The 26073-nt window shown below is 70.7% G+C and carries 24 protein-coding genes, 1 tRNA gene and 1 pseudogene; 14 read left to right on the forward strand and 12 right to left on the reverse strand.

The genetic code is table 11. From position 1 onward, the window contains the following. Window positions 1–19 precede the first annotated feature (19 nt). On the reverse strand, window positions 20–1135 hold the full coding sequence (locus tag ACWDZ7_RS08465) for an LLM class flavin-dependent oxidoreductase (protein WP_451795902.1): 1116 nt from the start codon (window positions 1133–1135) through the stop codon (window positions 20–22). Between the two features lie 136 nt (window positions 1136–1271). Here ACWDZ7_RS08465 and ACWDZ7_RS08470 point away from each other — a divergent pair, with 136 nt between their 5' ends. Next, window positions 1272–1520, forward strand: a complete 249-nt coding sequence (locus tag ACWDZ7_RS08470; protein ID WP_451515655.1) for a hypothetical protein — start codon at window positions 1272–1274, stop codon at window positions 1518–1520. A 65-nt stretch (window positions 1521–1585) separates the two neighbouring features. After that, window positions 1586–1777: a hypothetical protein gene (locus tag ACWDZ7_RS08475; protein WP_451795932.1), complete on the forward strand. Its 192-nt coding sequence runs from the start codon at window positions 1586–1588 to the stop codon at window positions 1775–1777. 11 nt (window positions 1778–1788) lie between these two features. On the opposite strand, the gene ACWDZ7_RS08480 is transcribed toward ACWDZ7_RS08475, so the two are convergent. Continuing rightward, window positions 1789–2526 carry a maleate cis-trans isomerase family protein gene (locus tag ACWDZ7_RS08480; protein WP_451795903.1) on the reverse strand — a complete coding sequence of 246 codons (738 nt, stop codon included), beginning with the start codon at window positions 2524–2526 and terminating at the stop codon, window positions 1789–1791. Further along, the gene (locus ACWDZ7_RS08485) at window positions 2523–3374 is read right to left on the reverse strand and encodes a maleate cis-trans isomerase family protein (RefSeq protein WP_451795904.1); all 852 of its coding nucleotides are present in this window, start codon (window positions 3372–3374) and stop codon (window positions 2523–2525) included. The genes ACWDZ7_RS08480 and ACWDZ7_RS08485 overlap by 4 nt, the downstream gene beginning before the upstream one ends. A gap of 271 nt (window positions 3375–3645) precedes the next feature. On the opposite strand from ACWDZ7_RS08485, the gene ACWDZ7_RS08490 reads away from it, so the two are divergent. Both ACWDZ7_RS08490 and ACWDZ7_RS08495 read left to right on the forward strand, forming a co-directional pair. After that, window positions 3646–4647, forward strand: coding sequence for a D-2-hydroxyacid dehydrogenase (locus tag ACWDZ7_RS08490; RefSeq protein WP_451795905.1), 1002 nt, complete (start codon window positions 3646–3648; stop codon window positions 4645–4647). Window positions 4648–4665: 18 nt separating this feature from the next. Next, window positions 4666–6069, forward strand: coding sequence for an amidase (locus tag ACWDZ7_RS08495; protein WP_451795906.1), 1404 nt, complete (start codon window positions 4666–4668; stop codon window positions 6067–6069). Here the strand turns inward: ACWDZ7_RS08495 and ACWDZ7_RS08500 are convergent. Then, window positions 6066–6566, reverse strand: a complete 501-nt coding sequence (locus ACWDZ7_RS08500) for a DUF3830 family protein (protein WP_451795907.1) — start codon at window positions 6564–6566, stop codon at window positions 6066–6068. The two genes, ACWDZ7_RS08495 and ACWDZ7_RS08500, sit on opposite strands and share 4 nt — an antisense overlap. A 97-nt stretch (window positions 6567–6663) precedes the next feature. Here ACWDZ7_RS08500 and ehuB point away from each other — a divergent pair, with 97 nt between their 5' ends. The 6 genes from ehuB (at window position 6664) to ACWDZ7_RS08530 (ending at window position 10888) form a co-directional block, all read left to right on the forward strand. Further along, window positions 6664–7596, forward strand: a complete 933-nt coding sequence (gene ehuB, locus ACWDZ7_RS08505; RefSeq protein ID WP_451795908.1) for an ectoine/hydroxyectoine ABC transporter substrate-binding protein EhuB — start codon at window positions 6664–6666, stop codon at window positions 7594–7596. After that, on the forward strand, window positions 7596–8327 hold the full coding sequence (gene ehuC / locus ACWDZ7_RS08510; protein ID WP_451795933.1) for an ectoine/hydroxyectoine ABC transporter permease subunit EhuC: 732 nt from the start codon (window positions 7596–7598) through the stop codon (window positions 8325–8327). The genes ehuB and ehuC overlap by 1 nt, the downstream gene beginning before the upstream one ends. Beyond that, window positions 8324–8971, forward strand: a complete 648-nt coding sequence (ehuD, locus tag ACWDZ7_RS08515; RefSeq protein ID WP_451795909.1) for an ectoine/hydroxyectoine ABC transporter permease subunit EhuD — start codon at window positions 8324–8326, stop codon at window positions 8969–8971. Before ehuC ends, ehuD begins: the two co-directional genes overlap by 4 nt. Then, entirely contained in the window at window positions 8961–9776 is an 816-nt protein-coding gene (gene ehuA / locus ACWDZ7_RS08520; protein WP_451795910.1) for an ectoine/hydroxyectoine ABC transporter ATP-binding protein EhuA, read from the forward strand. The genes ehuD and ehuA overlap by 11 nt, the downstream gene beginning before the upstream one ends. A gap of 198 nt (window positions 9777–9974) precedes the next feature. Further along, window positions 9975–10733: an IclR family transcriptional regulator gene (locus tag ACWDZ7_RS08525; protein WP_451795911.1), complete on the forward strand. Its 759-nt coding sequence runs from the start codon at window positions 9975–9977 to the stop codon at window positions 10731–10733. Between the two features lie 81 nt (window positions 10734–10814). Then, window positions 10815–10888: transfer RNA gene (locus ACWDZ7_RS08530), tRNA-Lys, on the forward strand. A 54-nt stretch (window positions 10889–10942) separates the two neighbouring features. On the opposite strand, the gene ACWDZ7_RS08535 is transcribed toward ACWDZ7_RS08530, so the two are convergent. From ACWDZ7_RS08535 to ACWDZ7_RS08550, 4 genes are read right to left on the reverse strand one after another with little or no spacing between them, the layout of a single operon-like run. Next, the gene (locus ACWDZ7_RS08535; protein WP_451795912.1) at window positions 10943–11596 is read right to left on the reverse strand and encodes a response regulator transcription factor; all 654 of its coding nucleotides are present in this window, start codon (window positions 11594–11596) and stop codon (window positions 10943–10945) included. Beyond that, entirely contained in the window at window positions 11584–12801 is a 1218-nt protein-coding gene (locus tag ACWDZ7_RS08540) for a histidine kinase (RefSeq protein ID WP_451795913.1), read from the reverse strand. The genes ACWDZ7_RS08535 and ACWDZ7_RS08540 overlap by 13 nt, the downstream gene beginning before the upstream one ends. A gap of 47 nt (window positions 12802–12848) precedes the next feature. Continuing rightward, complete coding sequence (locus ACWDZ7_RS08545; RefSeq protein WP_451795914.1) at window positions 12849–14789, reverse strand: glycosyl hydrolase family 95 catalytic domain-containing protein; 1941 nt, start codon at window positions 14787–14789, stop codon at window positions 12849–12851. A 41-nt stretch (window positions 14790–14830) separates the two neighbouring features. Next, on the reverse strand, window positions 14831–16039 hold the full coding sequence (locus ACWDZ7_RS08550; protein ID WP_451795915.1) for a nucleotide disphospho-sugar-binding domain-containing protein: 1209 nt from the start codon (window positions 16037–16039) through the stop codon (window positions 14831–14833). A 189-nt stretch (window positions 16040–16228) separates the two neighbouring features. On the opposite strand from ACWDZ7_RS08550, the gene ACWDZ7_RS08555 reads away from it, so the two are divergent. From ACWDZ7_RS08555 to ACWDZ7_RS08565, 3 genes are all read left to right on the forward strand, one after another. Further along, window positions 16229–17440, forward strand: a complete 1212-nt coding sequence (locus ACWDZ7_RS08555; RefSeq protein ID WP_451795916.1) for a cytochrome P450 — start codon at window positions 16229–16231, stop codon at window positions 17438–17440. Between the two features lie 63 nt (window positions 17441–17503). Further along, the gene (locus ACWDZ7_RS08560) at window positions 17504–20200 is read left to right on the forward strand and encodes a ferritin-like domain-containing protein (RefSeq protein WP_451795917.1); all 2697 of its coding nucleotides are present in this window, start codon (window positions 17504–17506) and stop codon (window positions 20198–20200) included. Window positions 20201–20222: 22 nt separating this feature from the next. After that, a complete protein-coding gene (locus ACWDZ7_RS08565; protein ID WP_451795918.1) occupies window positions 20223–22295 on the forward strand; it encodes an aminotransferase class I/II-fold pyridoxal phosphate-dependent enzyme in 2073 nt (690 codons plus the stop codon). A gap of 64 nt (window positions 22296–22359) precedes the next feature. Here ACWDZ7_RS08565 and ACWDZ7_RS08570 read toward each other — a convergent pair whose 3' ends face one another. From ACWDZ7_RS08570 to ACWDZ7_RS08580, 3 genes are read right to left on the reverse strand one after another with little or no spacing between them, the layout of a single operon-like run. After that, window positions 22360–23484 carry a zinc-binding dehydrogenase gene (locus ACWDZ7_RS08570; RefSeq protein WP_451795919.1) on the reverse strand — a complete coding sequence of 375 codons (1125 nt, stop codon included), beginning with the start codon at window positions 23482–23484 and terminating at the stop codon, window positions 22360–22362. After that, window positions 23481–24314, reverse strand: a complete 834-nt coding sequence (locus ACWDZ7_RS08575) for a phytanoyl-CoA dioxygenase family protein (RefSeq protein ID WP_451795920.1) — start codon at window positions 24312–24314, stop codon at window positions 23481–23483. Before ACWDZ7_RS08575 ends, ACWDZ7_RS08570 begins: the two co-directional genes overlap by 4 nt. Beyond that, entirely contained in the window at window positions 24311–25111 is an 801-nt protein-coding gene (locus ACWDZ7_RS08580) for a 2OG-Fe(II)-dependent halogenase WelO5 family protein (protein ID WP_451795921.1), read from the reverse strand. Before ACWDZ7_RS08580 ends, ACWDZ7_RS08575 begins: the two co-directional genes overlap by 4 nt. Window positions 25112–25341: 230 nt before the next feature. On the opposite strand from ACWDZ7_RS08580, the gene ACWDZ7_RS08585 reads away from it, so the two are divergent. Beyond that, entirely contained in the window at window positions 25342–25944 is a 603-nt protein-coding gene (locus ACWDZ7_RS08585) for a glycosyltransferase family 2 protein (RefSeq protein WP_451795922.1), read from the forward strand. Between the two features lie 39 nt (window positions 25945–25983). On the opposite strand, the pseudogene ACWDZ7_RS08590 reads toward ACWDZ7_RS08585, so the two are convergent. After that, a pseudogene (locus ACWDZ7_RS08590) lies at window positions 25984–26073 on the reverse strand (bifunctional DNA primase/polymerase); the annotation flags it as partial.

The following is a 26073-nucleotide window of genomic DNA, read 5'->3' on the forward strand; positions in this document are numbered from 1 at the left end:
GCGCCACCCCCAGGGCCGGCTAAGCCCGGGGCAACCCGTACGCGTCGGCGATGAGTTCGTACGAGCGCAGGCGGATGTCACCACCATGCGCGTTGCCCGTGATCATCAGCTCATCCGCACCGGTGCGCTTCGCGAGGTCGTCGAGGCCGGTGCGGACCTGATCCGGGGTGCCGTGGATGACGTTGGCGTTCCAGCTGTCGATGAACTCCCGCTCCATCTCGCTGAACGCGTACGCCTCCGCCTCCTCCGGCGTGGGGACCAGGCCGGGGCGGCCCGTGCGCAGGCGGACCATGTTCAGGGCCGCGGCCATGACCTGGCGGCGCGCCTCGTTCTCGTCGTCGGTCGCGAGCGCCGAGACGCCGATGAGGGCGTAGGGGGCGTCGAGGACCGCGGAGGGCTTGAACGACTCGCGGTAGAGGTCCAGGGCCGGGATGGTGTTCTGTGCGGAGAAGTGGTGCGCGAAGGCGAACGGCAGACCGAGGACGCCGGCGAGGCGGGCGCTGAACCCGGAGGAGCCGAGCAGCCACAGTGGCGGGCGGTGCCGGGACTGGACGCCGCCGGGCGAGGTCGCCTGGATGGGGCCGGGGACGGCGTGGATGCGGCCGTAGGGGTGGCCGTCCGGGAAGTCGTCGTCCAGGAAGCGCGTCAGCTCGACGAGCTGCTGCGGGAAGTCGTCGGCGCCTTCGCCCGGCCGGTCGGTGCGGCGCAGGGCAGCGGCGGTCGCGCCGTCCGTGCCGGGTGCGCGGCCGAGGCCCAGGTCGACGCGGCCGGGGGCCATCGCCTCCAGGGTGCCGAACTGCTCGGCGATGACGAGCGGGGCGTGGTTGGGCAGCATGACGCCGCCCGAGCCCAGCCGGATGCGGCCGGTGTGGGCGGCGAGGTGGGCGAGGATCACCGCCGGGGACGAGGAGGCGACGCCCGGCATGGAGTGGTGCTCGGCCACCCAGTAGCGGTGGTAGCCGCGGGCCTCGGCGAGCTTGGCGATCTCGACGCTGGTGCGCAGCGCGTCGGTGGCGGTGCGCCCGGCGCCGACCGTGACGAGGTCGAGCACGGAGAGGGGGACGGGCGCGGTCCCGTGCCGCTCGCCGCGGATGCCGTCGTCGCGGTTGCCGTCGCCGGTCGGGTCCACTGTCACTGGGGGTGCCTCCTGCACTGCGTACGTACGTCACGTGGGTACGGGAGAGCCAACAGGAGGCACACTCCGTTTATTCCCCGCACGTACGCGTTTGTTCCCCGCACGTACGCCCGGGGACGCGGCTACCGTGCCGACCATGGCAGATCCCCTGAAGACCCTCGTCGACGGAGTCGAGGTCGAGGTGCCCAACACCATCCCGGACATCCGCGCGGCCCTGCCCGAGGAGCGGCGGGCGGATTTCGACCGGGCCATCAACGGAGCCGGGGTCGACGAGATCCACGCCGTGATGCGGCACTGGATGCTGGAGGCCGTGCCCGACCCGGACGCCGAGGCGCGCCTCGCGCGGCTGGCCTCCGACGAGGCGGAACGGCGGGGCACGTCGTGAGCGCTCGCCACCGCCGGGGCCACCGCGTCACCTACGCGCCGCCCGCCGACGACACCCTCGCCAAGATGGGCGACGCCGACGCGTTCCGCGCCGCCCTCGCGCGCACCGTGGGCCGCGACCCGTACGGCCACGGATCGACGCCCGTACGGGACGACCCCGACCGCAGGGAGGCGACGGTCAACGGCGCCATCGTCCTGTACTACGTCTCCGGGTCGGTCCAGACGTTAACGGTGGTCAGACTGATCCTCAGCCCCTGAGGGCCTGTCCCTCAGTCCTTGACCTGGACCAGCGGCTCCTTCGTGAACAGGGAGCCCAGCCCCGGGGCGTTCACCCGGCGCTCGGCGAGCCGCAGGGCCTCCCAGACCGTGACCTGGTTGGCCGTCAGGACCGGCTTGCCGAGGGCCGCCTCCAGGTCGCGGACGTACGCCGCCGTGTGCAGCGCCGTGTCCGGCAGGAGCAGCGCCTGGGCGTCCGGGTGGTCGCCTGCGCGGGCCAGCGCGAAGACCTCGTCGCGGCCCCAGGTGCCGACCTCCGCCGCCGTGATGACGCCGCTCCCCCGCACCGAGGCGACCTCCGCGCCCGCCACCTCCAGGAACTCCGCGAAGTGCGCGGCCACGTCCTGCGGATACGTCGCCGCGATCGCGACGCGGACCGCGTCCACCTCGCGCAGGGCGTGCGCGAACGCGAAGGAGGTCGACGAGGCGGGCAGACCCGCCGTGCGGGCGAGGTCGCGGACCTGGTCGTGCGCGCCCTGCCAGCCGAGGACGAAGCTGCCGCTGGTGCACGCCCAGACCACCGCCTCCGCGCCGGAGAGCCGCAGCTCCTCGACGCCGGCGGCGAGCCGCGCGGCCGAGCCCATCTCCAGGAGCGCGTCGACCCGGTGCGCGTCCTCGCCGATGTCCGTGTGGACGACCTGCAGCCGGACGTCGCTGCCGAGCATCTGCTCCATGCGGGGGTAGTCGTCCTCGGCCGAGTGCCCCGGGTAGAGAAATCCGAGTGCCGTCACGTCCAGCCTCCTCCTTCTGCGGGTGGTCCTTCGGGCAGGCCCTGTGGGGGCGGCGGGTTCAGCGGGCTCGCGCCCGGCCGCGCCCCCGGGTCGATCAGTGCCTGATAAGGCCCTACCGCACGCGTACCCAGCCGACGCAGGGCCGACCACATCGTCACCTGGTTCGCCGAGATCACCGGCATGCGCAGTTCCGCTTCCAGTTGCGGGATCACGTCGTACGTGGAGAGGTTCGTACAGCTGATGAAGAGGGCGTCCACCCTGCCCTGGACCGCGCGGCGCGCCATGTCGGTCACGTCCCGGTAGGGGACCCTCCAGATGTGCCGGGTCAGGCCGAGGTAGGCGCGGGCGGTGACCGAGACGCCCGCCTCGGCCAGATACTCCTCCAGGGCCTGCGTCACCGACCAGGTGTAGGGCGTGATGAGCGCGATGCGCGTGGCGCCGAGTTCGTCCAGGGCTTCGAGGAGCGCGCCCGACGTGGTCACGGAGGCGACCGCGCCCTCGCGCGTCATGGCCTCGCACATCGCGCGTTCGCCCGCGATGCCGCCGACGAAGCTGCCCGACGTACAGGCGTACGCGAGCACTTCGGGCTCGGCGACGGTCAGCGCGCGCACCGCTTCGGCGAGCGTCTCGTGCTCGCTGACCAGGCGCGCCAGGTCCAGGCTGACCTCGACGGGCACGTACGGCGTGCGGGTCAGATGGAGGGATACCTCGTCCGGGACCCAGCGCCAGAGTTCCCGGTCGAGGGCGAAGTCGAAAGGGGCGACGACACCTACGCCGCGCTGTGGATGGGGGTAGAGCCCACGCCTTTCGGGCAGTGGGGGTGGTCCGCCGAGAAAGGAGACGTCCATGAGCAGGCCCCAAGTTCGTGCGTGGTGATCAGGGACCGGCCGGGGGCCGGGGACGAGCGAAGCCGGCGACGCGCCGGGACGTCGGGACGGGGAAGGCCACGCGGGCGGACCGCGCGGACTCACCGTGCGGGTGAGAGCACGGAGAGTACTCGGTTGACGCAGTGCCGATGTGGCAATGCCTCTGTTGACGAAGGTAGGTTCGGGTGCGAGCGTGGTCAATCCGCACATCTCAGACGACTGAGCCGTACGACTTCAGAGAAGCGGAACCTCATTGCGAAACGGTTTCCCCTCGACGTCCGGGTCGACGCACGGACCGGCGCCCGGAACAACCGTTCTCATCCTGGACGCCGAGCCGCCGACCCCGCCGCCGCGCCTCGGCGGCCTGACCGGCCGCGCCCGGATCCTGCACGCGGACGCGGCCTCGCTGGCCGGCCGACTGCCGCTCGCCGACGTGCTGTTGGTGTGGGACTTCACCTCGGACGCGGTGCGCCGCGCCTGGCCGGGAGAGGGGCCACGGCCGCGCTGGGTGCACACCGCGAGCGCGGGCGTCGACCATCTGTTGTGCCCCGAACTCGTCGCGTCCGACACGGTGGTGACGAACGCGCGCGGCGTCTTCGACCAGCCGATCGCGGAGTACGTCGCCGCGCTCGTCCTCGCCCTGGCCAAGGACCTGCCGCGCACCCTTCGGCTCCAGCACGAACGCTCCTGGCGCCACCGCGAGACCCGGCGGGTCGCGGGCACGCGCGCGTGCGTGGTCGGTTCTGGGCCGATCGGGCGGGCCGTCACGCGGACCCTGGACGGGCTCGGGATCATCACCGCCCTGGTGGGGCGCGCGCCGCGCCCCGGCGTGCACGGCGCGGAGGAACTCGACCGGCTGCTGGCACGCGCCGACTGGGTGGTGTGCGCGGCGCCGCTCACCGACGGCACGCGCGGCATGTTCGACACGCGGCGCTTCGGCGTCATGCAGCCTTCCGCGCACTTCATCAACATCGGGCGCGGGCCCCTCGTCGTCGAGGACGACCTGGTGGCCGCCCTGACGAAGCGGTGGATCGCGGGCGCGGCCCTCGACGTCTTCGAGCACGAGCCGCTGCCCGCGGACAGCCCCCTGTGGACGGCTCCGGGACTGCTCGTCTCCCCGCACATGAGCGGCGACACGGTCGGCTGGCGCGATGAACTGGGCGCCCAGTTCATGGAGTTGTACGCGGCTTGGGAGGCGGGCCGCCCGCTGAGGAACGTGGTCGACAAGGAACGTGGGTATGTCCCGGGGCACTGATCACGACTAGGAGGCTGGATGTCCGAGCTCACGGATCTCACCGCCGTACAACTCGTCGACGGCTACCGCAAGGGCGAATTCAGCCCGGTGGACGCGGCCCGTGCGGTGCTGCGGCGGGCCGAGGAGATGCAGCCCGCGGTGAACGCCTTCGTACGGATGGAGGCGGAGACCGCCCTGGAGCAGGCCGGGGCGAGCGCCGACCGGTGGCGGCGGGGCGAGCCGCAGGGCCTGGTGGACGGCGTGCCGGTGTCGGTGAAGGACATGCTGCTGCTGCGTGGCGGCCCGACCCTGCGCGGCTCCCGGACCATCAGTCCGGAGGGCGCGTGGGACGAGGACGCTCCTTCGGTGGCGCGGCTTCGGGAGCACGGCGCGGTGTTCATCGGCCGCACGACGACACCGGAGTTCGGCTGGAAGGGCGTCACGGACAGCCCGCAGAGCGGTATCACCCGCAATCCGTACGACACCTCCCGCACCTCGGGCGGCTCCAGCGGGGGCAGCGCGGTGGCCGTGGCGGCCGGCGCGGGGCCGCTGTCGCTGGGCACGGACGGCGGCGGCTCGGTGCGGATCCCGGCGGCGTTCTGCGGGATCTTCGCGCTGAAGCCGACGTACGGCCGGGTGCCGCTGTACCCCGCGAGCCCCTTCGGGACGCTGGCCCATGTGGGGCCGATGACGCGCGACGCGGCGGACGCGGCGCTGATGATGGAGGTGATCACCGGCCCGGACGCCCGGGACTGGTCGCAGCTGGGGCCGGTGGCCGGCAGTTTCCGCTCGGGCCTCGACGGGGGCGTGCGCGGGCTGCGCGTCGCCTACTCCCCCTCGCTTGGCGGGCAGGTCGCGGTGCGGCCCGCCGTCGCGGCGGCCGTGCGGCGCGCGGTGGAGTCCCTCGCCGCGCAGGGGGCGTACGTCGAGGAGGCCGACCCCGACTTCTCGGAGCCGGTGGAGGCCTTCCACACCCTGTGGTTCAGCGGGGCGGCGCGCGTCGTGCAGCACATGTCACCGGCCCAGCGCGAGCTGCTCGACCCAGGGCTGCGGGAGGTGTGCCGGCAGGGCGCGCGGTACAGCGCCCTCGACTACCTCTCGGCGGTCGACGTACGCATGGACCTCGGGCGCCGTATGGGCCGCTTCCACTCGACGTACGACCTGCTGGTCACCCCGACGCTGCCGATCACCGCGTTCGAGGCGGGCGCCGAGGTACCGAAGGGGTCCGGCCATCGGCGGTGGTCGGGGTGGACGCCGTTCACGTACCCCTTCAATCTCACGCAGCAGCCCGCGGCGACGGTTCCCTGCGGGGCCGATGGGGATGGGCTGCCCATCGGGGTGCAGATCGTGGGCGGGCGCCACGCGGACTCGGTGGTGCTTCGCGCGGCGCATGCCCTGTACGAGGCGGGGGCCGGGGGCATCGCACCGCCCCGCCTGAATTAGACGCGCTTGAAGTTCAGCGTCTCGCCCTGCGCCCCCGCGCGCCACAGGTCGTTGCAGGCCTCGGCCATCCGGTCGAGGCCGTCGACGATCCGGCCCCAGACGATGCCGGGCACCCAGCCGACGTCGCCGTTCAGGAGCAGGTTGTTCCGTTCGTAGAAGAGGGCGAGGTCGACGACGGTGGTGCCCGCCCTGACGTCGGCCTCCGGTTCGTAGCCGTACGCCTGCGTCCCCAACTCCGTACCGGAGAAGGAGAAATAGCAGAGGTCTCCCGGGATGGGGGTGACGGTCGGGTTCTCCAGGGGCGGCTCGCGGTCCGCGAAGGCCGGGAAAAGGGCGTAGATCTCATTGCGGGCGTATTTCGCGTGATAGACGTCCGAGCCGAGCGGAAGCGCCTCCCACACCGCCGCGCAGGTCACCGGCGCCCGGTCGTCGAGCAGCCTCGCCGTGCACTGAACTCCCCGCTTGGCGAGGGAGACTTCGATGAATCGGTCTGCCATGAGTCCCATGCTCCTCCCTGGGTCAAGAGGGCAACGATCCCATCAGGGGCCGGAATTCACCGGCATATCTCGCGTCGAGTCGGGTAGCCGCGCGCCCATGGCTCCACCACTGGGAAACAACGAGGGATTCATAGGCAGAGCGATCCGCCGCCGCGCCCTGCTCACCGGAGCGGGCGGGGCGGCGCTGGGTGTGTTCGGCGCCTCGGCATGCAGCCGGGTGCCCGAGGAAGGGAAGGTCGAGGGGGGCGATCTGCTGGACCGGCTGCGCGACAGCGGCACGGTCAGGATCGGTGTCGCGGGCGAGGTCCCGTTCGGATATATCGACGAGAACGGCGAGGTCACCGGGGAGGCGGCGGAGATCGCCAAGGTCATCTTCCCGCGCCTCGGCGTACCGAAGGTGAAGGCGGTGCCGACCAAGTTCGGCGCCCTGATCCCCGGCCTGACGCAGGCACGGCAGTTCGACGTGGTCTCGGCGGGCATGTACATCAACCCGACCCGCTGCGAGCAGGTCCTCTTCTCCGACCCCGACTATCTGATGCTCGACTCCTTCATCGTGAAGAAGGGCAACCCGCACGGCATCAAGACATACGACGACATCGCCAAGAAGGGCCTGAAACTGGCGAGCGGGACCGCCTACGCGCAGATCGACTACGCCAAGGCCGCGGGCGTGGAGTCCGTCCTCGTCCTGCCCGACCAGGTGGCGGGGGTCGACGCGGTGGCCCAGGGCCGGGTGGACGCCTTCGCGGGCACCAACGTCACCGTGCGCACGGTGATCAAGAAGAACGCGCGGGTCGAGGCGGCGGAGCCGTTCCAGCCCGAGGTCGACGGCAAACCGGCGTACGGCGCGGGCGGCTTCGCCTTCCGGCTGTCCGAGAAGAACCTGCGCGACGCCTTCAACAAGGAGCTGCACAAGCTCAAGAAAAGCGGTGAACTCCTGCGGATCGTCAAGCCGTTCGGCTTCACCGCGGACGAGATGACCGATCTGACCCTGCGCAAGCTGTGCCCCCCGGCGAAGGGCGCCTCCTCATGATGTCGTCGGAGTTCTTCCAGAACTGGTTCCTGCCCGGTGTCTGGATCACCGTCCAGGTCACCTTCCTCAGCGCGGCCCTCGCCTTCGTGATCGCCTTCCCGATCGGTGTGCTGCGCACGAACCGGCTCTGGATCGTGCGGTTCCTCGCCGGGGCCTACTTCGAGATCTTCCGCAGCACGTCGTCGCTGGTCTTCATGTTCTGGATCGCGTTCACCGTGCCGCCGGTCTTCAACATCAGCTTCCAGCCGATGTTCGCGGGCGTGCTCGCACTCGGCATCACCTACGGGGCGTACGCGTCCGAGATCGTGCGCGGCGCGCTCGCCGCGGTGCCGCCCGCGCAGCGCGAGGCGGGCATCGCCCTGAACTTCACGCCGGCGCAGCGGCTGCGCCGCATCGAACTGCCGCAGGCCTGGCCGGAGATGATCCCGCCGTTCAACAACCTGCTCATCGAGCTGCTCAAGGGCACGTCGCTGGTGTCGCTCATCGCGGTGGCCGACATGACCTTCGCCGGTGACCTGCTGCGGCTCGTCAAGAACGAGAGCGCGCCGATCTACACGCTGCTGCTCGCCCTGTACTTCGTCCTCGCGTTCATCCTCACGCGCGGCATGCGGCTCCTGGAGCGGCACGCCAAGAAGCGGGTCGGCCAGGCACCCGAGAAGACCGGCCTGCTCAGCGGGATGCGGGCCAAGTCGTCGATCGACGTCGTCGCCGGTACGGGGGGTGCCAAGTGAACTGGAACTGGTCACACGTCGACGACTTCATGCCGCTCTTCTGGGACGGTGTGGAACTCACCCTCAAGGCGCTGTTCTTCGGCACCCTGATCGCCTTCTCGCTGGGCCTGGTGTGGGCGATCGCCCAGCGCTCGGAGAAGAAGTGGATCCGCTGGCCGGTCACGGTGGTGACCGAGTTCATCCGGAACACCCCGCTCCTGGTGCAGCTGTTCTTCCTGTTCTACGTGGTGCCCGAGTGGGGCCCCTCGATGTCCCCCCTCACCACGGGCATCGTCGGGCTGGGGCTGCACTACTCGACGTACACCTCGGAGGTCTACCGGGCCGGTATCGAGGGTGTGCCGGCCGGCCAGTGGGAGGCGGCGACCGCGCTCAGCCTCTCCAAGCGCCGCACCTGGACGTCCGTGATCCTGCCGCAGGCGGTGCGCCGGGTGATCCCCGCACTCGGCAACTACGTGATCGTCATGCTGAAGGAGTCGCCGCAGATGGCCGCCATCGGCGCGCTCGACATGCTGGGCCAGGCCCAGGGATACAGCCAGGCGACCTTCACCTACGAGGCGATCAGCGTCGTCGGTGTCGCCTTCATCGTCATCGCCTACCCGGCCTCTCTTCTTCTGCGAGTTTTGGAGCGTCGTCTTGTCCGCTGACAGCAGCACCTCCCAGGAAACCCCCAACCCGGCCGTCGACGGCAGCGAGCTGATCCGCTTCGACAAGGTCGTCAAGCGCTACGGCTCGAACGTCGTCCTCGACGAGCTGGACTTCTCCGTCGCCTCCGGCAAGCACGTGACGCTGATCGGCCCTTCCGGCTCCGGGAAGACGACGATCCTGCGGCTCCTCATGACGCTGGTGAGACCCGAGGAGGGCACGATCAAGGTGGGCGGCGAGTACCTCACCCACGAGGAGAGGAACGGCAAGCTCGTCCCGGCCGGCGAGAAGCACGTCCGCGAGGTCCGCAAGAACATCGGGATGGTCTTCCAGCAGTTCAACCTCTTCCCGAACATGAAGGTGCTCAGGAACATCACCGAGGCGCCGGTGAGCGTCCTCGGCATGCCGAAGGACGAGGCGGACGTGCGCGCCCGCGAGCTGCTCGACCTGGTCGGCCTCGGCGACCGCTGCGACGCCTATCCGACGCAGCTCTCCGGCGGCCAGCAGCAGCGCGTCGCCATCGCGCGCGCCCTGGCGATGCGCCCGCAGGTGCTGCTGCTCGACGAGGTGACGTCCGCGCTCGACCCGGAGCTGGTGGCGGGCGTCCTGGACGTGCTGCGCGACATCGCGCACACCACGGACATCACGATGCTCTGCGTGACCCACGAGATGAACTTCGCCCGGGACATCTCGGACCAGGTGCTCATGTTCGATTCGGGCCGGGTCATCGAGTCGGGGACGCCGGAGAAGATCTTCACCGAGCCCGAGCAGGAGCGGACCCGCGAGTTCCTCAGCGCGGTGCTGTGATCGGCGGCCGGGACTGACCGGCGTCGGCCGAGGCCCCGCGTCCGGTGCTTGACGTCGGCATATGCCAGGGTGGCGCGTTCCTGCGTACAGGACGGGAGCGCGCCGCCAATCTCGGCAACATCCGCTCCTTATGCGCCACTTGGCGGCTATCGTGGGACGAGCCCGACTGTCCGGAACCGTTCCACGCAGGGGGAAGCAGTGGCGTTGAAGCACAAGGCGACCGCGCCGCACGACTCCGTCCAGAGCGCCCTGCGGGTGCTCGAAACCGTCGCCCGGCACGGCTCGGGGGTCACCACGGTCGTACTCGCCCGCGAGACCCGCCTGCCCGCCACACGGCTGGCGCCCCTGCTCCGCATGCTGCTCCGCGAGGGATACGTCGACCAGACGGCCGACGGGGCCTACGTCACCGGGAAGACCCTCAGCCGCCTCGGCTCGGCCGACCGCCACGCCGAGGCGCTGCGCGAGAAGCTCCAGCGCACCCTGGACGGCCTGCGCGACTCGATCGGCGCCGCGGTCTACTTCAGCCGCTACGTCGACGGCGAGGTCCGCGTCACCGACTTCGCCGCCGGGCCCCGCACCCCCGCGGTCAACGAATGGGTGGACTTCCGCTCCTCCGCCCACGCCAGCGCGATCGGCAAGAGCCTGCTCACCCAGCTCGACGTGAACGGCCGCCGCGACCATCTCTCCCGCCACCGGATGGCCCGCCTCACCTCGCGGACGATCACCAACGAGCGCGTCCTGCTCAACCGCCTGGCCGCCCAGCCCGCCACGGTCCCGGTCCTCGACCTCCAGGAGTACGCGGTCGGCACGGTCTGCGCCGCCGTCCCCGTCACCGCGGGCTCCTCGGTCGGCTGCCTCGCCCTGTCCCTGCCGGTCGAGCACGCGCACCGCCTGCGCGAGGCCGCGGACACCTTGAACCGCGGGGCCGCGCCGGTGCTGCTGTCCTTGGCGATCTAGCGCCCCCGCGCCCCTTCCGGGCATGACCTCGCCGTGGTCGGGAGCACCCCTCCAGGCCATGTAATATTTACGTGTCAGCAGGCGCCGCTAGCTCAGTTGGTTAGAGCAGCTGACTCTTAATCAGCGGGTCCGGGGTTCGAGTCCCTGGCGGCGCACTTGCGAATGCCGAAAGGGCGTTCCCGGTCTCCGGGGACGCCCTTTCGCATGGATCACACGTTCAGATAGGCCAGCACGGCCAGCACCCGGCGGTGGTCGTCCGACGCCTGCGGCAGATCCAGCTTGGTGAAAATGGCCGCGATGCGCTTGGACACCGTGGCCTCCGTCACCACGAGGCGCCGGGCGATGGCCGCGTTCGAGCGGCCCTCCGCGATGAGACCGAGCACTTCCAGCTCCTTCGGGCTGAGGCGCTGCAGCGGATCGTGGCGGCGGCTGAGCAGCTGGCGCACCACCTCCGGGTCCACCACGGTCCCGCCCCCGGCCACGGCCTCCAGCGCCGAGACGAACTCCTCGATCTCGCCGATGCGGTCCTTGAGCAGGTAGCCCATTCCCGCGCCCTGCCGGTCGGAGGCGATCAGCTCGGCCGCGTATCCCTGCGATACGTACTGGCTGAGCACGAGCACCGCGAGGCCGGGGTGGTCGGCGCGCAGCTTCCGGGCGGCGCGAAGGCCGTCGTCGGTGTTGTCCGGGGGCATGCGGACGTCGACGATGACGGCGTCCGGGCCGTGCTCCGCCACCGCGGCGACCAGCGAGACCGCGTCGCCGACCGCGGCGAGCACGGTGTGCCCGAAACGCTCCAGCAGTCCGACCAGACCCTCGCGCAGGAGGGCGGAATCCTCCGCGATGACCAGCCTCAGTGATTGCACGGGATCTCCACTCGCAGGACAGTCGGCCCGCCGGCCGGTGAACAGAGGAACATTTTGCCGTTGAGGACCGCGAGCCTGTCGGTGATACCGACAAGTCCGGTGCCGGCCGACGTGTCCGCTCCACCGATCCCGTCGTCACGCATCTCCATCACCAGCCGGCCGCCGCCGAGCCTGCCGCGCACCCAGGCCCGGGTCGCCTCGCTGTGCTTGGCGACGTTGGCGAGTGCCTCGCACACCACGAAGTACGCCGTGGTCTCCACCTGCGAAGGGAGCCGGTCGGGCAGGGCGATGTCGACCTCGACCGGGATCAGGGAGCGGCCGGCGACGTCTCGCACCGCCGGTCCGAGGCCGCGGTCGGTGAGCACCTGGGGATGAATGTTGTGGATCAGCTCACGCAGCTCCTGGAGCGCCTGCTTGGCCTGGTCCCGCGCCTCCCTGACCTGCTGGGCCGCGAGCGAGTCCGGTGGCAGGTCGAGCCCGGCGAGGCCGAGTTTCATGGACAGGGTGACGAGCCGTTGCTGCGCCCCGTCATGGAGGTCGCGTTCGATGCGGCGGCGCTCCACCTCGAAGGCGTCCACGAGACGGGCACGGGACTCCATGACCTGGACCAGTTCGTCGTCCGCGGGAGCCAGCACCGCCCGGGCCATCGCGGCACGCACGCCCGCCCAGGCGGCGACGGGATAGGCCGCGATCGGCAGGAGCACCACGCCCGCGAGTGTGCCGGCCCAGGCCACGGCGGAGCTCGCGGTCGGCTGGAGGGGGGCACTCATCAGGAAGAGCGGCACCCCGAGGGACACGAAGACGATGCCGATGTCCGTCCACCACAGCACGAGCAGCGCGCCCAGTCCGTAACCGAGATGGCGCAGGCCCCCCGGCGCCCGCAGCCGTTCCTTGAACCCGCTCCACCACGGGCGGGCCCGCTCCTCCCGCGCGTCGGCCGACGGGATGGTCATCACGAGCCGCAGGCGCCAGCGTTCGTAGCGGGACACGGCCAGCGCCACGAGCGCGGCCGACGCGAGGACCACCACGACGGCGAGCGGTCCCAGCGCGGACCACAGGAAGTACAGCAGGGCCCCGAGCCCCGCGACACAGGCTCCCGTGGCAGCGCTCGACAGCAGATAGGCGAGCGACCGCCAGGGCCAGGACGACGTGAGGAAGCTCAACGGGCGTTGTGCGAGGGCCTCCAGCGTATTGCGCGCGATCACGCTGTGACCGTAGCGGTTGGGATCCGTCATCGGCAGTGGTGCCAGGTCTACTTCGGATTTCCAGCCAGCCCCCAGGGCCGGGAGGCTCCCGCGGCGGCCACCACCTGCGGGTCGACGGTGGGCCGCTCCCCGCGTCGCGCCACGACGACCGCTTCACCGCGCGCCAGCGGCACCGTCACGGAGCCCGCGCCGCTGCGACGCCATGGCCTCGGCCTGCCCTTCTCGTCGAGCACCTCGAACGGCCCCTCGATGCCGTGGTCGAGCACCAGCGGCTCACCGGCTTCGCTGCGCACCCTGATCCAGTCGGTGCGTCCGTGGCTGCGCACGGCGTCGACGAGGAAGGCGCCGGGAGCCCGCAGCCCGGCCACCGTCGCCTGTGGCCACTCCCGCGGTGTCGCGGGGAAGACCCGCAGGGCGCCTGCCCGCGTGTCGAGCAGGAGGTCGAGGGCCGCGTGTCCCGCGGAGAGGGGCACGGACACCGCCGTCTCACCGCCCGTCTCGCCCTTGCTCCCGCGGTAGAGCGCCCCGCCTCCGAGGTCCGCCAGGAAGTGCCGGAGGTGGGAGAGGGCGTCATCGGAGTCGCCCACCGCCGCGGCGAGGCTCGCGGCGGCGACGTAGGAGGAACCGTGCCAGCCCTCGCGCCGGGCGGCCCAATGGGCGTAACTGCGCCGTGCGAGGTCCATGCGGGCGTCCGTGAGCCGCTCCCGCAGCGGGTGGAGCCACAGCAGATGTGAGGGGTGCGCGTGGGAGCGGGTGAGGGCGACACCGCGGCCGATCAGCACCCCGTCGGGGCCCGTGGGGTACGGCGCGAGGCGGGCCGCGATGTCGCGCCAGCGGTCGAGTCCCCCTTCCCGGATCTTGAGCCGCCGGGTGGAGTCGATCAGTGAGGACAGCGCCCAGCGCAGCAGAGCGAGGCTGTAGGTGGCGTCGGCCGCGTCGGCGTAGTGCGGCGAGTGGGTGGCCGGCAGGTGCAGCCGCCCGTCGGGCTCCTCCACGAGGAAGTGCGCGTAGAAGCCGACCGCCTTGCGCAGCCCGGGGTGCAGCCGGTCGCGGAGGATGCGGATGTCCATGCTCTTGCGGTACGCGGCCTCGACGGCGGGCAGCCCCCATGCGCTGATGGGCTCGTCGGCCCGGCCGCCCTTGGAGCCGACGCCGGGCAGAGCGCCGTAGAGATGGCTGTGGCTCGCGGCGCGCGGACGGCCGGCCGCGGTGCCGGCCACCGCGTCGAGCGCGAGGTGGTCGGTGGTGCCGAGCAGCGGGTGGCCGAAGCCGACGGCACGGGGATCACCGCGCAGCGCCGCCGCCGACAGGTAGATCTGCGCCCAGTAGAACCGCTGCACGGTGCGGTCCGGTACGGAGATGAAGCCGCGTCGGTAGTGGGCGTGCCACCAGCGGCGGTGCTCGGCGCCGAGGCGTTCGGGGTCGGCGAGGACCCGGCGGACCGCTCCGGCGTCGCCGCCGGCGGCCATGACGCGTTCCGGTCCGCGCCTCTCCTCGCGGTACGGCAGCGGGCGGCCCGCGCCCGTGTCGGCCATGCGCTCCCAGGCGGCTCCCGACTCCGCCCCTTCGGTCGTCAGACGGACGACGAGGACGCCGCGGCCGTGGGGCACCAGAGCCGTGAGGCGTACCCGGCCGCGCGTCGTGGTGACGGTCGCCGTGAGCTCCGCCCGCCACAGGTCCAGCTGCCAGTGGTGGGCCGTGGGCGTCCCCGCGAGACGCAGGACGATGCCGTCGGCGGGTGACTGCCGGTCGTCGTCCCCTGCCCGCACCGCGAAGGCCAGGCGGTTCGGGGAGTCACCGCGGTGGACATGGACCCGCAGGGAGCCGTCGCCGAGGCAGGGCGCGTCGTGCCACGCCTCGGGCGGGCGGTCCCAGATCATCCGGGCGTCCCGTACGGATTCCTCGTAGGGGTCGGTCCGCCGGGCCACGTCCGCCGCCCGGGCCGGTGTGCCGGTCGCTCCCGTGGTCGCGGCCGCCGCCAGTCCCACGGCCGCCGATCCTTGCAGGACCGTCCTTCTGCGCGGCCGGCTCATCGGGGTTGCCCCTGGCCCGGCCGGGCTTCCAGGGCCAGCTTCTCCAGTACGTCGACAGCGGCGCCCGGACCGTTCAACCGGCCCATGCGGGCGGAGAGCTCCGACAGCTTGCGGCGGATGCCGTCGTCCGCCACCACCTCGTCGAGGGCGGCGACGAACCGGGCCCCCTCGCTCTCGGCCGGCACGACGACGCCCGCGCCGACGGCGGCGAGGCGCCGGGCGATCTCCTGCTGATCGGCAGCCCGTGGCACGAGGACCATGGGTTTGCCGAGTGCGAGGCCCTCCAGGGCGGAGTTCATCCCGCCGTGCGAGAGGAAGGCGTCGCAGCGCTCCAGGACGGCGGACTGCGGCACGTACTTCCGGGCTATCACATTCTCGGGGAGCGGCCCGAGTTCGGCCGGGTCGGTGTGCGAGGTGGCGAGCACCACCAGCCAGCGGGTCCCGGCGAAGGCATCGGCGATCTTGCGGAAGAACTCCGGGCCCCGGGTGAACATGGTGCCGGTGGACACGTACAGGGACGGCTCGCGCTCGATGCGCTCCCAGGGAAGGTCGTCGGAGTACCCGGCGGCCGAGCCGTCCGTCCCGACGGGCTCGCGGCGCAGTGGTCCGACGAAGTGGAAACGCTCATCGAACGAGGCGCGGGCGGGCTGCAGTTCGGGCACGCAGTTGACCAGCGCCTTGGCGGCTCCCGCCGTGACCCTGCGGCGCAGTCCGGGCTGGATGCGCGCGATGCCGGACAGCTTGACGAGGGTGGCCACGCGCGGACCCAGCTGCCGGCGCACCTCTTCGAGCAGGACCTCTTCGCTGACGGCGTAGGTCACGTAGAAGGAGACGAAGGGCACGTGGGCCGCTTCGGCGGCGCGGATTCCCCAGATCGCCATGATGTCGGCTACGACGACGGCCGGATCCCACTTCGGCCAGCCGCCGATGAGTTCCGCGGTCAGGCGGCGCTGCTCCCGGAAGACGTTCCAGATGCGGCGGATCCGGCGCAGCCGGTGGCCGAACGTGGGCCGTTCCGGTACGCCGCCACGGGGCCGGATGGCTATCTCGGTGACCGTGCAGCCCACCTCGCGGAACACCTCCGCGAAGGGGGCGCTGATCACCACGTCGACGTGGTGCCCACGCTCCACCAGTTCGGCGGCGAGGGCGACCATCGGGGTCACGTGCCCGTGCAGAGGAAAAGGGGCCAGGAGATATCGCGTCATGAACTCTGCCTTCCCACAGGAGAATTCATGGAGAATTCCCATCGGCAGTCGTGACGTTAACAGCTGCCCCAATGGGAGTCACCGTCATTAAGTCTGGAGCGAAAGACGCACGACACCGCCGGTGGCCTTATCGGCGTTTCTCCGACAGTAGTTGACGGTTCGCCGTACGGGGCGGCAGGCTGTTCGACCATGACCGCTCCCAGCACGACGAGCCTGCTCGACCTGTTCGGTTCTGAATGGGCGGACAACCCCTACCCATTCTATGCCGAACTGCGCATGGAGAACCCAGTCCAGTGGGACGAATGGATGCAGTCCTGGGCGATACTCGGGCATCCGGAGATCGTCCAGCTCTCCAAGGACGACCGCCTCTCCGGTGCCCGCATATCCGATTTCTACGAAAGTCTCCCTGCGCAGTCGCGAGGAAATGTCGAACTGCTGGCCAAAACACTCTCCGACATGATGCTCTTCAATGAACCGCCCCGCCACACCGGACTGCGGCGGCTCATCAAACCCGGGCTCACACCCCGTTTCGTACGGGAGATGCGTCCACTCATAGAGGAACTGGCGAACGAGCTGCTCGACCGGGTCGCCGGCCAGGGGCACATGGATGTCATCCATGACTTCTCCGAGCCGCTGAGCCGCGGCATCATCGCGAAGCTGGCCGGCGTGCCCGACGACGACGCGCACCTGCTGGAGAGCTGGCAGGGGCTGCTGCACGAGTTCTTCACCCAGTCCAGCGCGGAGAACGGACGCATCGAGACGCTCAGGGAGTCCTTCGACAAAGGCGCGCGCGCCCGGCGTGACGGTACGGCCGACGACCTCTTCAGCCAGGTGATCAGCCCGCAGCTGCACGACGCCGACTACACCGACGACGAGGTCTTCGCCAATTTCCTGCTGCTCATCGACGCGGGCCAGGCGACCACGACGCACCTCATCGGCAACGCGGTGCTCGCCCTGCTCCAGAACGGGGACCAGACCCGCCTCCTGCGCGACAACCCGGAACTGACCACGAACGCGGCCCATGAGCTGATGCGTTACGACAGTTCGGTTCAGTTCACCACCCGGATCGCCCTCAGCGACATCGAGATCGGCGGGCAGCGGATACGCGGCGGCCAGTCGGTGACGCTGGTCCTCGGTTCCGGAAACCGCGACCCCCGGCGCTATAAGGATCCGGACACCCTCGACATCACACGCAGAGCGGCCGACCATCTCTCCTTCGGGCACGGAATCCACTACTGCCTCGGGGCCTCGCTCGCCCTCTCGGAAATCGATGTCGCGATGCGCACGCTGTTGCGCCGGGTGGACAACTGGGCCCTCGCCAAGAGTGATCCCGACTGGCTGGACAGCATCAACTTCCGTTTCCTGAAGAGCCTGCCGATCACCTTCGAACCACGCGACTGAGAGGCGCCAGTGTCGTACCTCGGATTTCCTCGGCTGAATTTCGCCGGCACCTTCCAGGCCGATGTGGCCACAGCGAACAACCTCGTGCCCTACTTCGACAACGATCTCTTCGAGCCGCGGTTCCAGTGGCGCATGGATCTGCCGGATCCGAACGGCCTGTGGAACCCCCGTGGTTCCGGGGCGCTGCGGCTCACCGACGTGCGGGTGACCAGCGTCTGCCACCCCGACGGCCGGGTGGTGACCAAGGGCTCCGCGGACCCGGTGGTGGGCGGGCGGATCGCGGACGACGACCGGCGCCCCAACGGCAAGTTCGTGGACCTCGACCCGCAGAACCAGATGGTCTCCGAGATCTACGGCCTGCGCCTGCGCGTCCTGGACGGCAAGGGCCGGGAACAGCTGCGCGGCGACTTCGCGCCGGCGGCCATGGAGGACGTGTGGATCCGCGCGACGCTGCCCTCGGGCCGCGGTGACCCGTCCGCCACCTACCAGTCCGTCCTCACAGACGTGCGGTGGGCCGAGGACCTCACGTCACCGCTGCTGCGCACGATGCGCGGGGCCACCCACGGTGACAAGCTCTCGGTGAAGCTCAACCTGGACGGCGTGGAGGACGGCGTCGAGCGGTGGCTGGACTCGCTCACGTTCGGCCGGCTCGTGGGAGCCATCGGCCCCTACGCCGAAGGGGAGCCGCACCATCTGGTGGCGGGCCGCAGACTGCGCAGGTCCGGTGACGCGGGGCCGCTGCACCACGCGCCGTGCCGGGTCGACGAGAAGGCGCGTACGGTCTTCGTCGACCTGGGCAACAGCATCCGGGCCACGTCGCGCGGTGGGCCGCTGGAGAGCGTGGGCCCGCTGCGCCTTGTGGCCCTGGACGACGACGGCGGGGAGCAGGTCGAACTCGGCGCGCTCCAGGGTATGGACAAGGACTTCTACGAGCGCCTGGCGGGCATCGCCACCGTCCGCCTCACCTCCGCGCAGGCCGCATCGGTGCGCGACCGGCGTCTCGCGGTCGTGGACACCTCCGGGGCACAGCCCGCCGTCGTCCTCGCCGAGAACAAGGACGCGACCTTCCTGCGCGCGGACGGCGGGGTCTTCCGCATCTATCCGCAGGCGCCGCACGACACCGCGAAAACCTCCGTGCACGCCACCCGGTACGGCCGGCCGGCCGCGGGCGTACGGATAGACCTCGACGCACAGGCGCTGCCCGCGGCGCTACAGGCCCCGAAGACGGTGACGACCGGCTCCGACGGCCGGGCCGAGATCACGCTGACCGGAAAGGACCCGGGCAACCCGCGGCGCGTCGTCGACGGCATCGTGGCCGACCTCGCCTACGGCTTCGCCGAGGGCCCCGGGGAACCCGAGGGCCGGTTGAGCGTCCGGCTCTTCAGCCACCACAAGGCACCCGAGCGCCCGACCTGGGTCCGTGACGTGCAGCCGGTCCTCCAGCAGTACGCCAACCTCTACCCGGCCATGCACGACGTGTTCGACCTGGGCCACTACGGCCACGTCACCGAGCACTCCGTCTACATCACCAAGACGCTGCTCGCGCCACGGGAATCACCCCACCACATGCCCGTCACACGGGATCTCTCACCAGGAAAGCGGGACACCATCGTGAAGTGGCTGGCCACCAAACCGGCGCCGCCCATCCTCGACATCGACACGCCCGACGACCTGCGCTCGGCGCTCCAGCAGGCGCTGCTCGTCGAGCACGCGACCATCCCGCCCTATCTGGCGGCGCTGCTGTCGGTGAAGTCGGGTTACAACACCGAGATCGCCGCGATCATCCGGGGTGTGGTGCTAGAGGAGATGCAGCACATGGCCCAGGTCGGCAATCTGCTGACCGCGGTCGGCGGGAAACCGCGGATAGGCCGCCCCGGCCTGGTGCCGACCTACCCCGGGCGGCTGCCGGGGCCGGTGCTGCCCGATCTGAAGGTGCGGCTGCGCAAACTGTCCCTGGAGCACGTCGAGAACGTCTTCATGGCCATCGAGCTGCCCGAGTACCCGGTGGTCGACGGGAAGCGGTTCAAGGGCGCCGTGATCAACTCCGACGACGTCAAGGTCAGCCGCAAGGGCGAGATCCTGGCCGCGGACGGCAAGGCCGTGCGCACGCTGGAGAGTTGGTTCGAGCGGGCCGAGTACAAGCCCCAGACCATCGGCTGGTTCTACAACCAGATCGCCCGCGCCATCATCCGGCTCGACCGCGAGGGCAAGCTGTTCACCGGTGACCCGGCGCGACAGGTCAGCTGGCCCGGCGCGCCGGGCGTGCTGTTCCGCGTCGAGGACAAGCGCTCCGCGCTGCTGGCCATCCACCAGATCATCGAGCAGGGCGAGGGCAGCCCGCACGACCTCAACGGGAACGGCGTGGCCGACCCGGACGAGTTCGGGCATTACTACCGATTCCAGGAGATCGTCAAGGGACGGCGGCTCGTCAAGAACAGCAAGGGCTCGTGGGTCTTCGAAGGGGCGCGCGTGCCCTTCGACCCCGACGGGGTGCACCCGATGGCCGACGACCCCGACACCTACAAGCTGCCGTCCGGTTCCGCGGCCCGCCGCGACTCCGAGCAGTGCGACGAGTCCTACACCCGCGCACTGACCTCCCTGAACCGGGTGTTCAACGGCCACCCGGACGAAATGGACGACGCCGTCGGCCTCATGTACCAGATGCAGGTACAGGCCAAGAAGCTGCTCGGCATCAAGGTGCCGGACGGTGGTGGCACGGTCGTCGGCCCTTCGTTCCAGTCCCCCGGCGTGCATTTCTGATCACCCACGAGAGGGCATCGACATGAATGACGACGGCACACTGCGTCTGCACTGCAACGAGAACCCCTACGGCCCGCCCGACGGGGCCATCGAGGCCGCGACCGCCGAACTGCGGGAGCGGATCCACGAGTACCCCGACACCGAGTCCGCCCTGCTGCGCTCGCGCCTGGCCGCCCACTACGACGTGGCCGAGGACATGGTGGCGGTCGGCAACGGCGCGGACGAGCTGGTCCTGCTCACCGCCCTGACCTTCCTGCGCCCCGGCGACGGGGTCCTGGTCACCGACTCCACCTTCCCCGGCTACGGCGCGGCCGCCGCGCGCGCCCGCGCCACGGTCCACGGCGTACCGCTGAGCGGCCACCGGGTGGCCGTGGACGCGCTGACCGCGGGCCTGGCCGAGGACGGTGTCCGCCTGGCCTTCGTGTGCAATCCGCACAACCCGACGGGCACGGTGCTCGACGCCGCCGATGTGGAACACATCATCGACCGCGCCGAGGCGGCGGGCGTGATACCCGTCTTCGACGAGGCGTACATGGAATACGCGTCGCCCGAGTACGAGTCCGCCGTCGGGGCGGTGCGCGCGGGGCGGCGCCTCATCGTGCTGCGCACCTTCTCCAAGATCTGGGGGCTGGCCTCGCTGCGGGCCGGGTACGCCCTCGGTCCCCGGGACCTCATCGCCAGGATCGCCGAGACCCACCGGACCGTGCCGTTCAGCGTGAACCGGCTCGCCCACCGGGCGGCCGCCGCCGCGCTGGAGCACCCCGAGCACGTGGAACTCCACCGCCGGCGCAACGCCGAGACCCGTGAACTGCTCTATGAGGCCCTTGAGTCCGCGGGGGTCGGGTACATCAGATCGCAGACCAACTTCGTCCTCGTCGAGGCGCCCGGCGGCGGCGCCGAACTGGCCGCCCGGCTGGCGACGGAACACGGCATCGCCACCCGCGACCTGGAGCTCTTCGGTCTGCCCGGTCATCTGCGGGTCACGGTCGGCACGCCGGAGCACGTCGAGCGGTTCTCCCGGGCCCTGGCCGCGACGCTCCCTGTGCCGCCGGTCCGCCGTATGCCGGGCAGCGGCCTCGGCGCGCCGCGCGGCGCCGAGGCCTTCCCCACCCTGGAGCCGCAGGAACCGGCCGCTCTGTTCAACGGATACGTCGGCGCGAACGTGGTGCTCGCCCTCACCGAGCTGGGGGTGTGGGACGCACTCGCCGACGGCCCGCGGACCCTGGACGACCTCCTGGCGCGGACCGGCACGGACGAGGCCAAGTTCTCCGCGCTGCTGCGGGTCGCCGCGCTCCTCGGCCACCTGGAACTGGGCCCCGACACGGTGGAGCTGACCCCCGCGGGACGCGAACTGGTCCGCCACTGCGGGTACTTCACCTGGGGAGTCGGCGGCTACGGAGAGGTGATGAGCCGGCTCGCCGGCCTCGCCGACGGCTCCGTGACGTTCGGGCGCGAGGTGAACAGGGACGGCCGGCACGTCGCCGTGGGCTCCGGTCAGGTGGGGCGGTGGATGATGCTGCCCGTCGAGGAGAAGGTCACGGCGGCCCTCGACTACGCGTCGGTGGCCGACCTGGGATGCGGTGACGCGTCCCGGCTGATCCGGCTGTGCGGCACCGACACGGCGCGGCGCGGCGTGGGCATCGAGGTGAACGCGGCGGCCTGCGAGTCCGCGCGGCAGCGGATCGACGAGGAGGGTCTGTCGGACCGGCTCGACGTGGTGCTCGCCGACGTGCTCGACCATGTCGATCAGCGGACGTTTCCCGGCATCGACCTGGTCACCAGCTTCCTCATGATGCACGACCTGTTCGAACTCACCGGGGACCCCGGGGGTGTGATGCGGATGCTGCGCGACGTCTTCCCCGACGCACGGCACTTCATGATCGCGGACACGGTGGCCCAGGACTGGTCGGCGCAGAGCGGGCCGCTGCCGGTCTTCTCCGCGGAGTTCGAGCTGGTGCACACCTTCATGGAGACCCCCATTCTCGGGCTCGACACCTATGAGAAGGCATTCGCCGAAGCGGGGCTGCGCGTCGAGCGCCGCGAGCCGTTCGGAGCTCCTTCGACCTGGTTGTGGCTGCTGAGCACCGACCGGTAGAGAGCCGACAACGGGCTGCCCGAGTGCGGATCACGCACTCGGGCAGCCCGTTGTCCGTGCCGTGTCAGCTCGCGAGGACCGCCTTCATCACGGATCCCGCGGTCACCGCGGCCACGGCCTCGTCCGCCGACGCCAGAGGGTAGGGGGTCACCAGTGCCTCCAGGTCGAATCGCGCGGTCAGCGCGGGCAGCAGCCGGATGTAGTCGACGAGGTGGGCCCCGGTGAAGGCCCAGGAGCCGATGACGTCCAGCTGCCGGTGGACGATCTGGTGCGGGTTGATCAGGGTGTCACCCGCGTCCGTGTACTGGCCGACGACGAGGTACGCACCGCCCCGGCGGGCCAGTCCGAGCCCCTGCCCTACGGCGGCCGGCACTCCGGTGCACTCGATGACCAGGTCGGCGCCGTGGCCGCCGGTCAATTCGCGCACCCGCTCCAGGACCTTGTCGGCGGCCTCCTGCCCGCCGTCGACGATGTCGATGTGCTCGTCACCGATGCGCGCCCGCGCGGCGAGGTCGAGCCGGCCGGCGGGCCCGCCGACGATGATCACCTGCTCGGCGCCGCTGAGCTGGGCGAACGCCGCCGCGGCCAGGCCGACGGGACCGCTGCCCTGAACGACGACGCTCTCCCCCACCCGTACCGGCCTGCGGTCGTACAGGGCGTGCACCATGGTGGGGCCGGCGCAGGCCAGCGACATGGCGGCCAGCGGAGCGACGCCGTCGGGCAGCCGGACCACCGTGGTGCCCTCCCGCAGGAAGATGTGGTCGGCCCAGGACCCGGAGAGCGCGGACGGCTCCGTTACGGGCCGGTTGACCCCGTACGTCCTGCGGTTCTCGCAGAGCGTCGGTTCCCGGTACTGCCGGCAGGGCACACAGACGCCGCAGGCGATCGATGACGCCCACATGACCGTGTCGCCCACGCTCAGCGGGCGGCCCTGGGCGTCGTGCCCGGCGCCGGGACCGGTCTCGTACACCGTGCCGAGGCCCTCGTGGCCGAGCACCAGTGGCGTCGGGATGTCGAGGTGGCCCTGGCTCAGATGCACGTCCGTGCCGCAGATCCCGCCGTAGTCGCAGGCGACGACGAGTTCACCCGGCCCCGCGGACGGCACCTCGAACGAACGCAGCGCCAGCGGTGCGCCGAAGCGTTCGAGCACCACGGCGCGGGCGCTGAGCTTTTCGGCCCGGCCGGTCATACCGGCCCTCCGACCCTCAAGTCGATCGGCTCGTCACTGAACTCCAGCGGCGCCGTGTCCCGTCCGACCACGTACGGGGGCCTGGGCTCCCCGAGGGGGACCGGCACATTGGTGACGTCGTTGTACGTGGCGATCAGCAGGCGGCGCGGGAACGGCGACATATTGGGCGCGGAGCCGTGCACGATCTCCGGATCGAAGAGGATCACCGAGCCCGCGGGGCCCTTGGGGCTGACCATGCCGTGCCGGTCGACCAGGTCGCTCATCTGCGCGGGGCGCAGGGCTATGTCGTCCGGGTCGAGGTGCTGCGACGACCGGGTCGAGGCGTTGCGGAAGTCCCGGAGCAGACCGGACCGGTGTGAGCCGGGCAGGAAGATCAACGGGCCGTTGAACTCAGTCACTTCGTCGAGGAACAGACCGACGTTGACCTGGCGCGGTTCCAGCAGGTTGTCGGCGAGCTTCCAGGCGAGGAAGTCCTGGTGCCAGGCCCATTTGTCACCACCGAACGCCGGCTTGGCGTTGATCTTGAACTGGTAGACGTAGAGGTGGTCGGACATCAGCTGCCGAGCGGGACCCAGCAGCCGGGGGGTGCGCACCAGCGTGGCGAACTCACGGCGTCGCTCGTGCGAGGCGTACACCGCGCGCACCGCTTCGTCGTTCTCCTCCAGGATGCGCTGCGGGCCCGGGGTCAGGCAGTCGGCCTCGAAGCCGTCCACCAGGGCCTCGACCTCGCTGGGGTCGAAGAGGGATTCGAGGACCAGGAAGCCGGTCTCCCGGTACTGGGCCATCTGATCGGGACTGAGCTGCACTCTTTCCTCCACTTGCTGCTTCATGACCAGTACAGGAGCCGGCCCTCACCGGTGACGCCCAGAAAGAAGGACAGGCTGATCCGGCGTCCCTCGCCCTCGCTCGCCCTGACAAGGTGGTAGTTGCGGGGGTCGAAGACGATCGCGTCGCCGGCCTCGGGGCGTACGGCCGCGAACGGTTCGTCGGCGACCATGTCCTCGGCCCATCCGTAGCCGTCGCGGAACCGCTCGTCCGCCGGGCTCCAGCGGCGCCGGTAGACCCAGGTGTCGCCACCGCCCTCGGGCATCGACAGGTACCAGTTGAAGGCGAGCTGGCAGACGGGCTCGGTGTCGAGGGCGCCGGGCAGCTCACGGACGATCTCGTCCCAGTGCATCTTCATGCCGGTGGCGATTTCCCGGATCATCCCGGCGAAGAGCGGCCGGCCCCCACAGGTCGCCGGCTCGACCGGACCCGGCCACACGGAGCGGAAGTGCTCCACCGCGAGGTCGAGCGGGTCACCGCCGTCCAGCAGGACCGACCGGACGACGGTCGACTCCTCGGCGCTGCGCCAGTAGTCCTGGTTCAGCTCGCGGGCGCCGTAGTAGTCGTAGGCCGCCGGCCCGAGCTTGGCCACCGGCGGGTAGACGACCTCGGCGTCGTAGGCGCCCAGCGGGTGCTCGTCGAGCGCCCCCATGATCTTCGCGCAGGTCTCGTCGGAGCCGAAGCCCCGTACCCGCACCGCACCGAGCACGCCGGAGGCGAGCCGCCGCAGGTGGTCCGGGCGGAGGCCGTCGGTGACCTCGGCGTCGAACAGCGTGTAGATCGGCGAGCTGTTGCTGCTCACGTCCTCCAGCTGACGGGTATCCAATTCGGCCACGCAATCCCCCAATTCCCGCACTCAAAGTGCTTATTCATGGGCTTTCTTGCCAGCGGACGCTAACAGTCGCGAACTTCCCAGTCACCCTTGTTAAGCAGTACTTGAAACAGGCCCGAGAGGCATTGACTGGGTCCGTACGACGGAGCAGACTGCGCGAGATATCGGGAATCGAATGACAGCCGATGAGCGGAGTCCCCGTGAATGACATAACCGTCTGCATTGCCACGATCCCGCCGCGTCAGGAGCACCTGCAGAAGGCGCTGGCCTCGGTGACGCGGCAGACCCTCCAACCCGCCTCGCTCGTCGTCGAGTACGACCACGAGCGGTCCGGGGCCGCGGCCACGAAGAACAGGGCGCTGGCGAAGGTGACCACCGCCTGGACGGCGTTCCTCGACGACGACGACGAGTTCCTCCCGCACCACCTGGAGCGGATCCGCGACTGCGCGGAGACCACCGGCGCCGACGTGGTCTACCCGATTCCGCGTGTCCCCCGGTACGAGAGCGGGCGGGACCCGATGGGGCGCTACGGCGTGCCGTTCGACGAGGAGGAGCTGCGCCGCCGCTCCTACATCCAGACCACCACGCTGGTCCGCACCGACCTTTTCAAGAAGGCCGGCGGGTTCCAGCTGCCCAAGGACTTCCCCGGCTGCCCCTTCGACGACTGGGGTGCCTGGCTCGCACTCCTCGATGTGGGGGCGAAGTTCGTGCACCTGCCGGAGGAGACGTTCATCTGGAACCACTGGGGCATGGGACAGCCCGGCGTTCCGGGCAACACCTCGGGCATGGCCAGCCGTTGGTGACAGACCCCGTGGGGGAGGGGCGGTCTCGTGCCGCCATGCCCGGTCCGGTGTGCACGTCACGGGGCCGAGCGTGAGCTCCATGCGCTCCATGCGGGCGAGCGCGAGGACCCCGGCGGTCTCAGGCACGTC

It is taken from the genome of Streptomyces sp. NPDC003032, assembly GCF_053591415.1.

What these genes read in the sequence shown, in the direction of transcription:
- ACWDZ7_RS08470 (WP_451515655.1), top strand. Translation starts at nt 1,272, where the DNA reads ATGGCAGATCCCCTGAAGACCCTCGTCGACGGAGTCGAGGTCGAGGTG.
- ACWDZ7_RS08495 (WP_451795906.1), top strand. Translation starts at nt 4,666, where the DNA reads ATGTCCGAGCTCACGGATCTCACCGCCGTACAACTCGTCGACGGCTAC.
- ACWDZ7_RS08475 (WP_451795932.1), top strand. Translation starts at nt 1,586, where the DNA reads ATGGGCGACGCCGACGCGTTCCGCGCCGCCCTCGCGCGCACCGTGGGC.
- ACWDZ7_RS08485 (WP_451795904.1), bottom strand. Translation starts at nt 3,374, where the DNA reads ATGGACGTCTCCTTTCTCGGCGGACCACCCCCACTGCCCGAAAGGCGT.
- ACWDZ7_RS08550 (WP_451795915.1), bottom strand. Translation starts at nt 16,039, where the DNA reads ATGACGCGATATCTCCTGGCCCCTTTTCCTCTGCACGGGCACGTGACC.
- ACWDZ7_RS08555 (WP_451795916.1), top strand. Translation starts at nt 16,229, where the DNA reads ATGACCGCTCCCAGCACGACGAGCCTGCTCGACCTGTTCGGTTCTGAA.
- ehuC (WP_451795933.1), top strand. Translation starts at nt 7,596, where the DNA reads ATGTCGTCGGAGTTCTTCCAGAACTGGTTCCTGCCCGGTGTCTGGATC.
- ACWDZ7_RS08500 (WP_451795907.1), bottom strand. Translation starts at nt 6,566, where the DNA reads ATGGCAGACCGATTCATCGAAGTCTCCCTCGCCAAGCGGGGAGTTCAG.
- ACWDZ7_RS08575 (WP_451795920.1), bottom strand. Translation starts at nt 24,314, where the DNA reads ATGAAGCAGCAAGTGGAGGAAAGAGTGCAGCTCAGTCCCGATCAGATG.
- ACWDZ7_RS08565 (WP_451795918.1), top strand. Translation starts at nt 20,223, where the DNA reads ATGAATGACGACGGCACACTGCGTCTGCACTGCAACGAGAACCCCTAC.
- ACWDZ7_RS08570 (WP_451795919.1), bottom strand. Translation starts at nt 23,484, where the DNA reads ATGACCGGCCGGGCCGAAAAGCTCAGCGCCCGCGCCGTGGTGCTCGAA.
- ehuB (WP_451795908.1), top strand. Translation starts at nt 6,664, where the DNA reads ATGGCTCCACCACTGGGAAACAACGAGGGATTCATAGGCAGAGCGATC.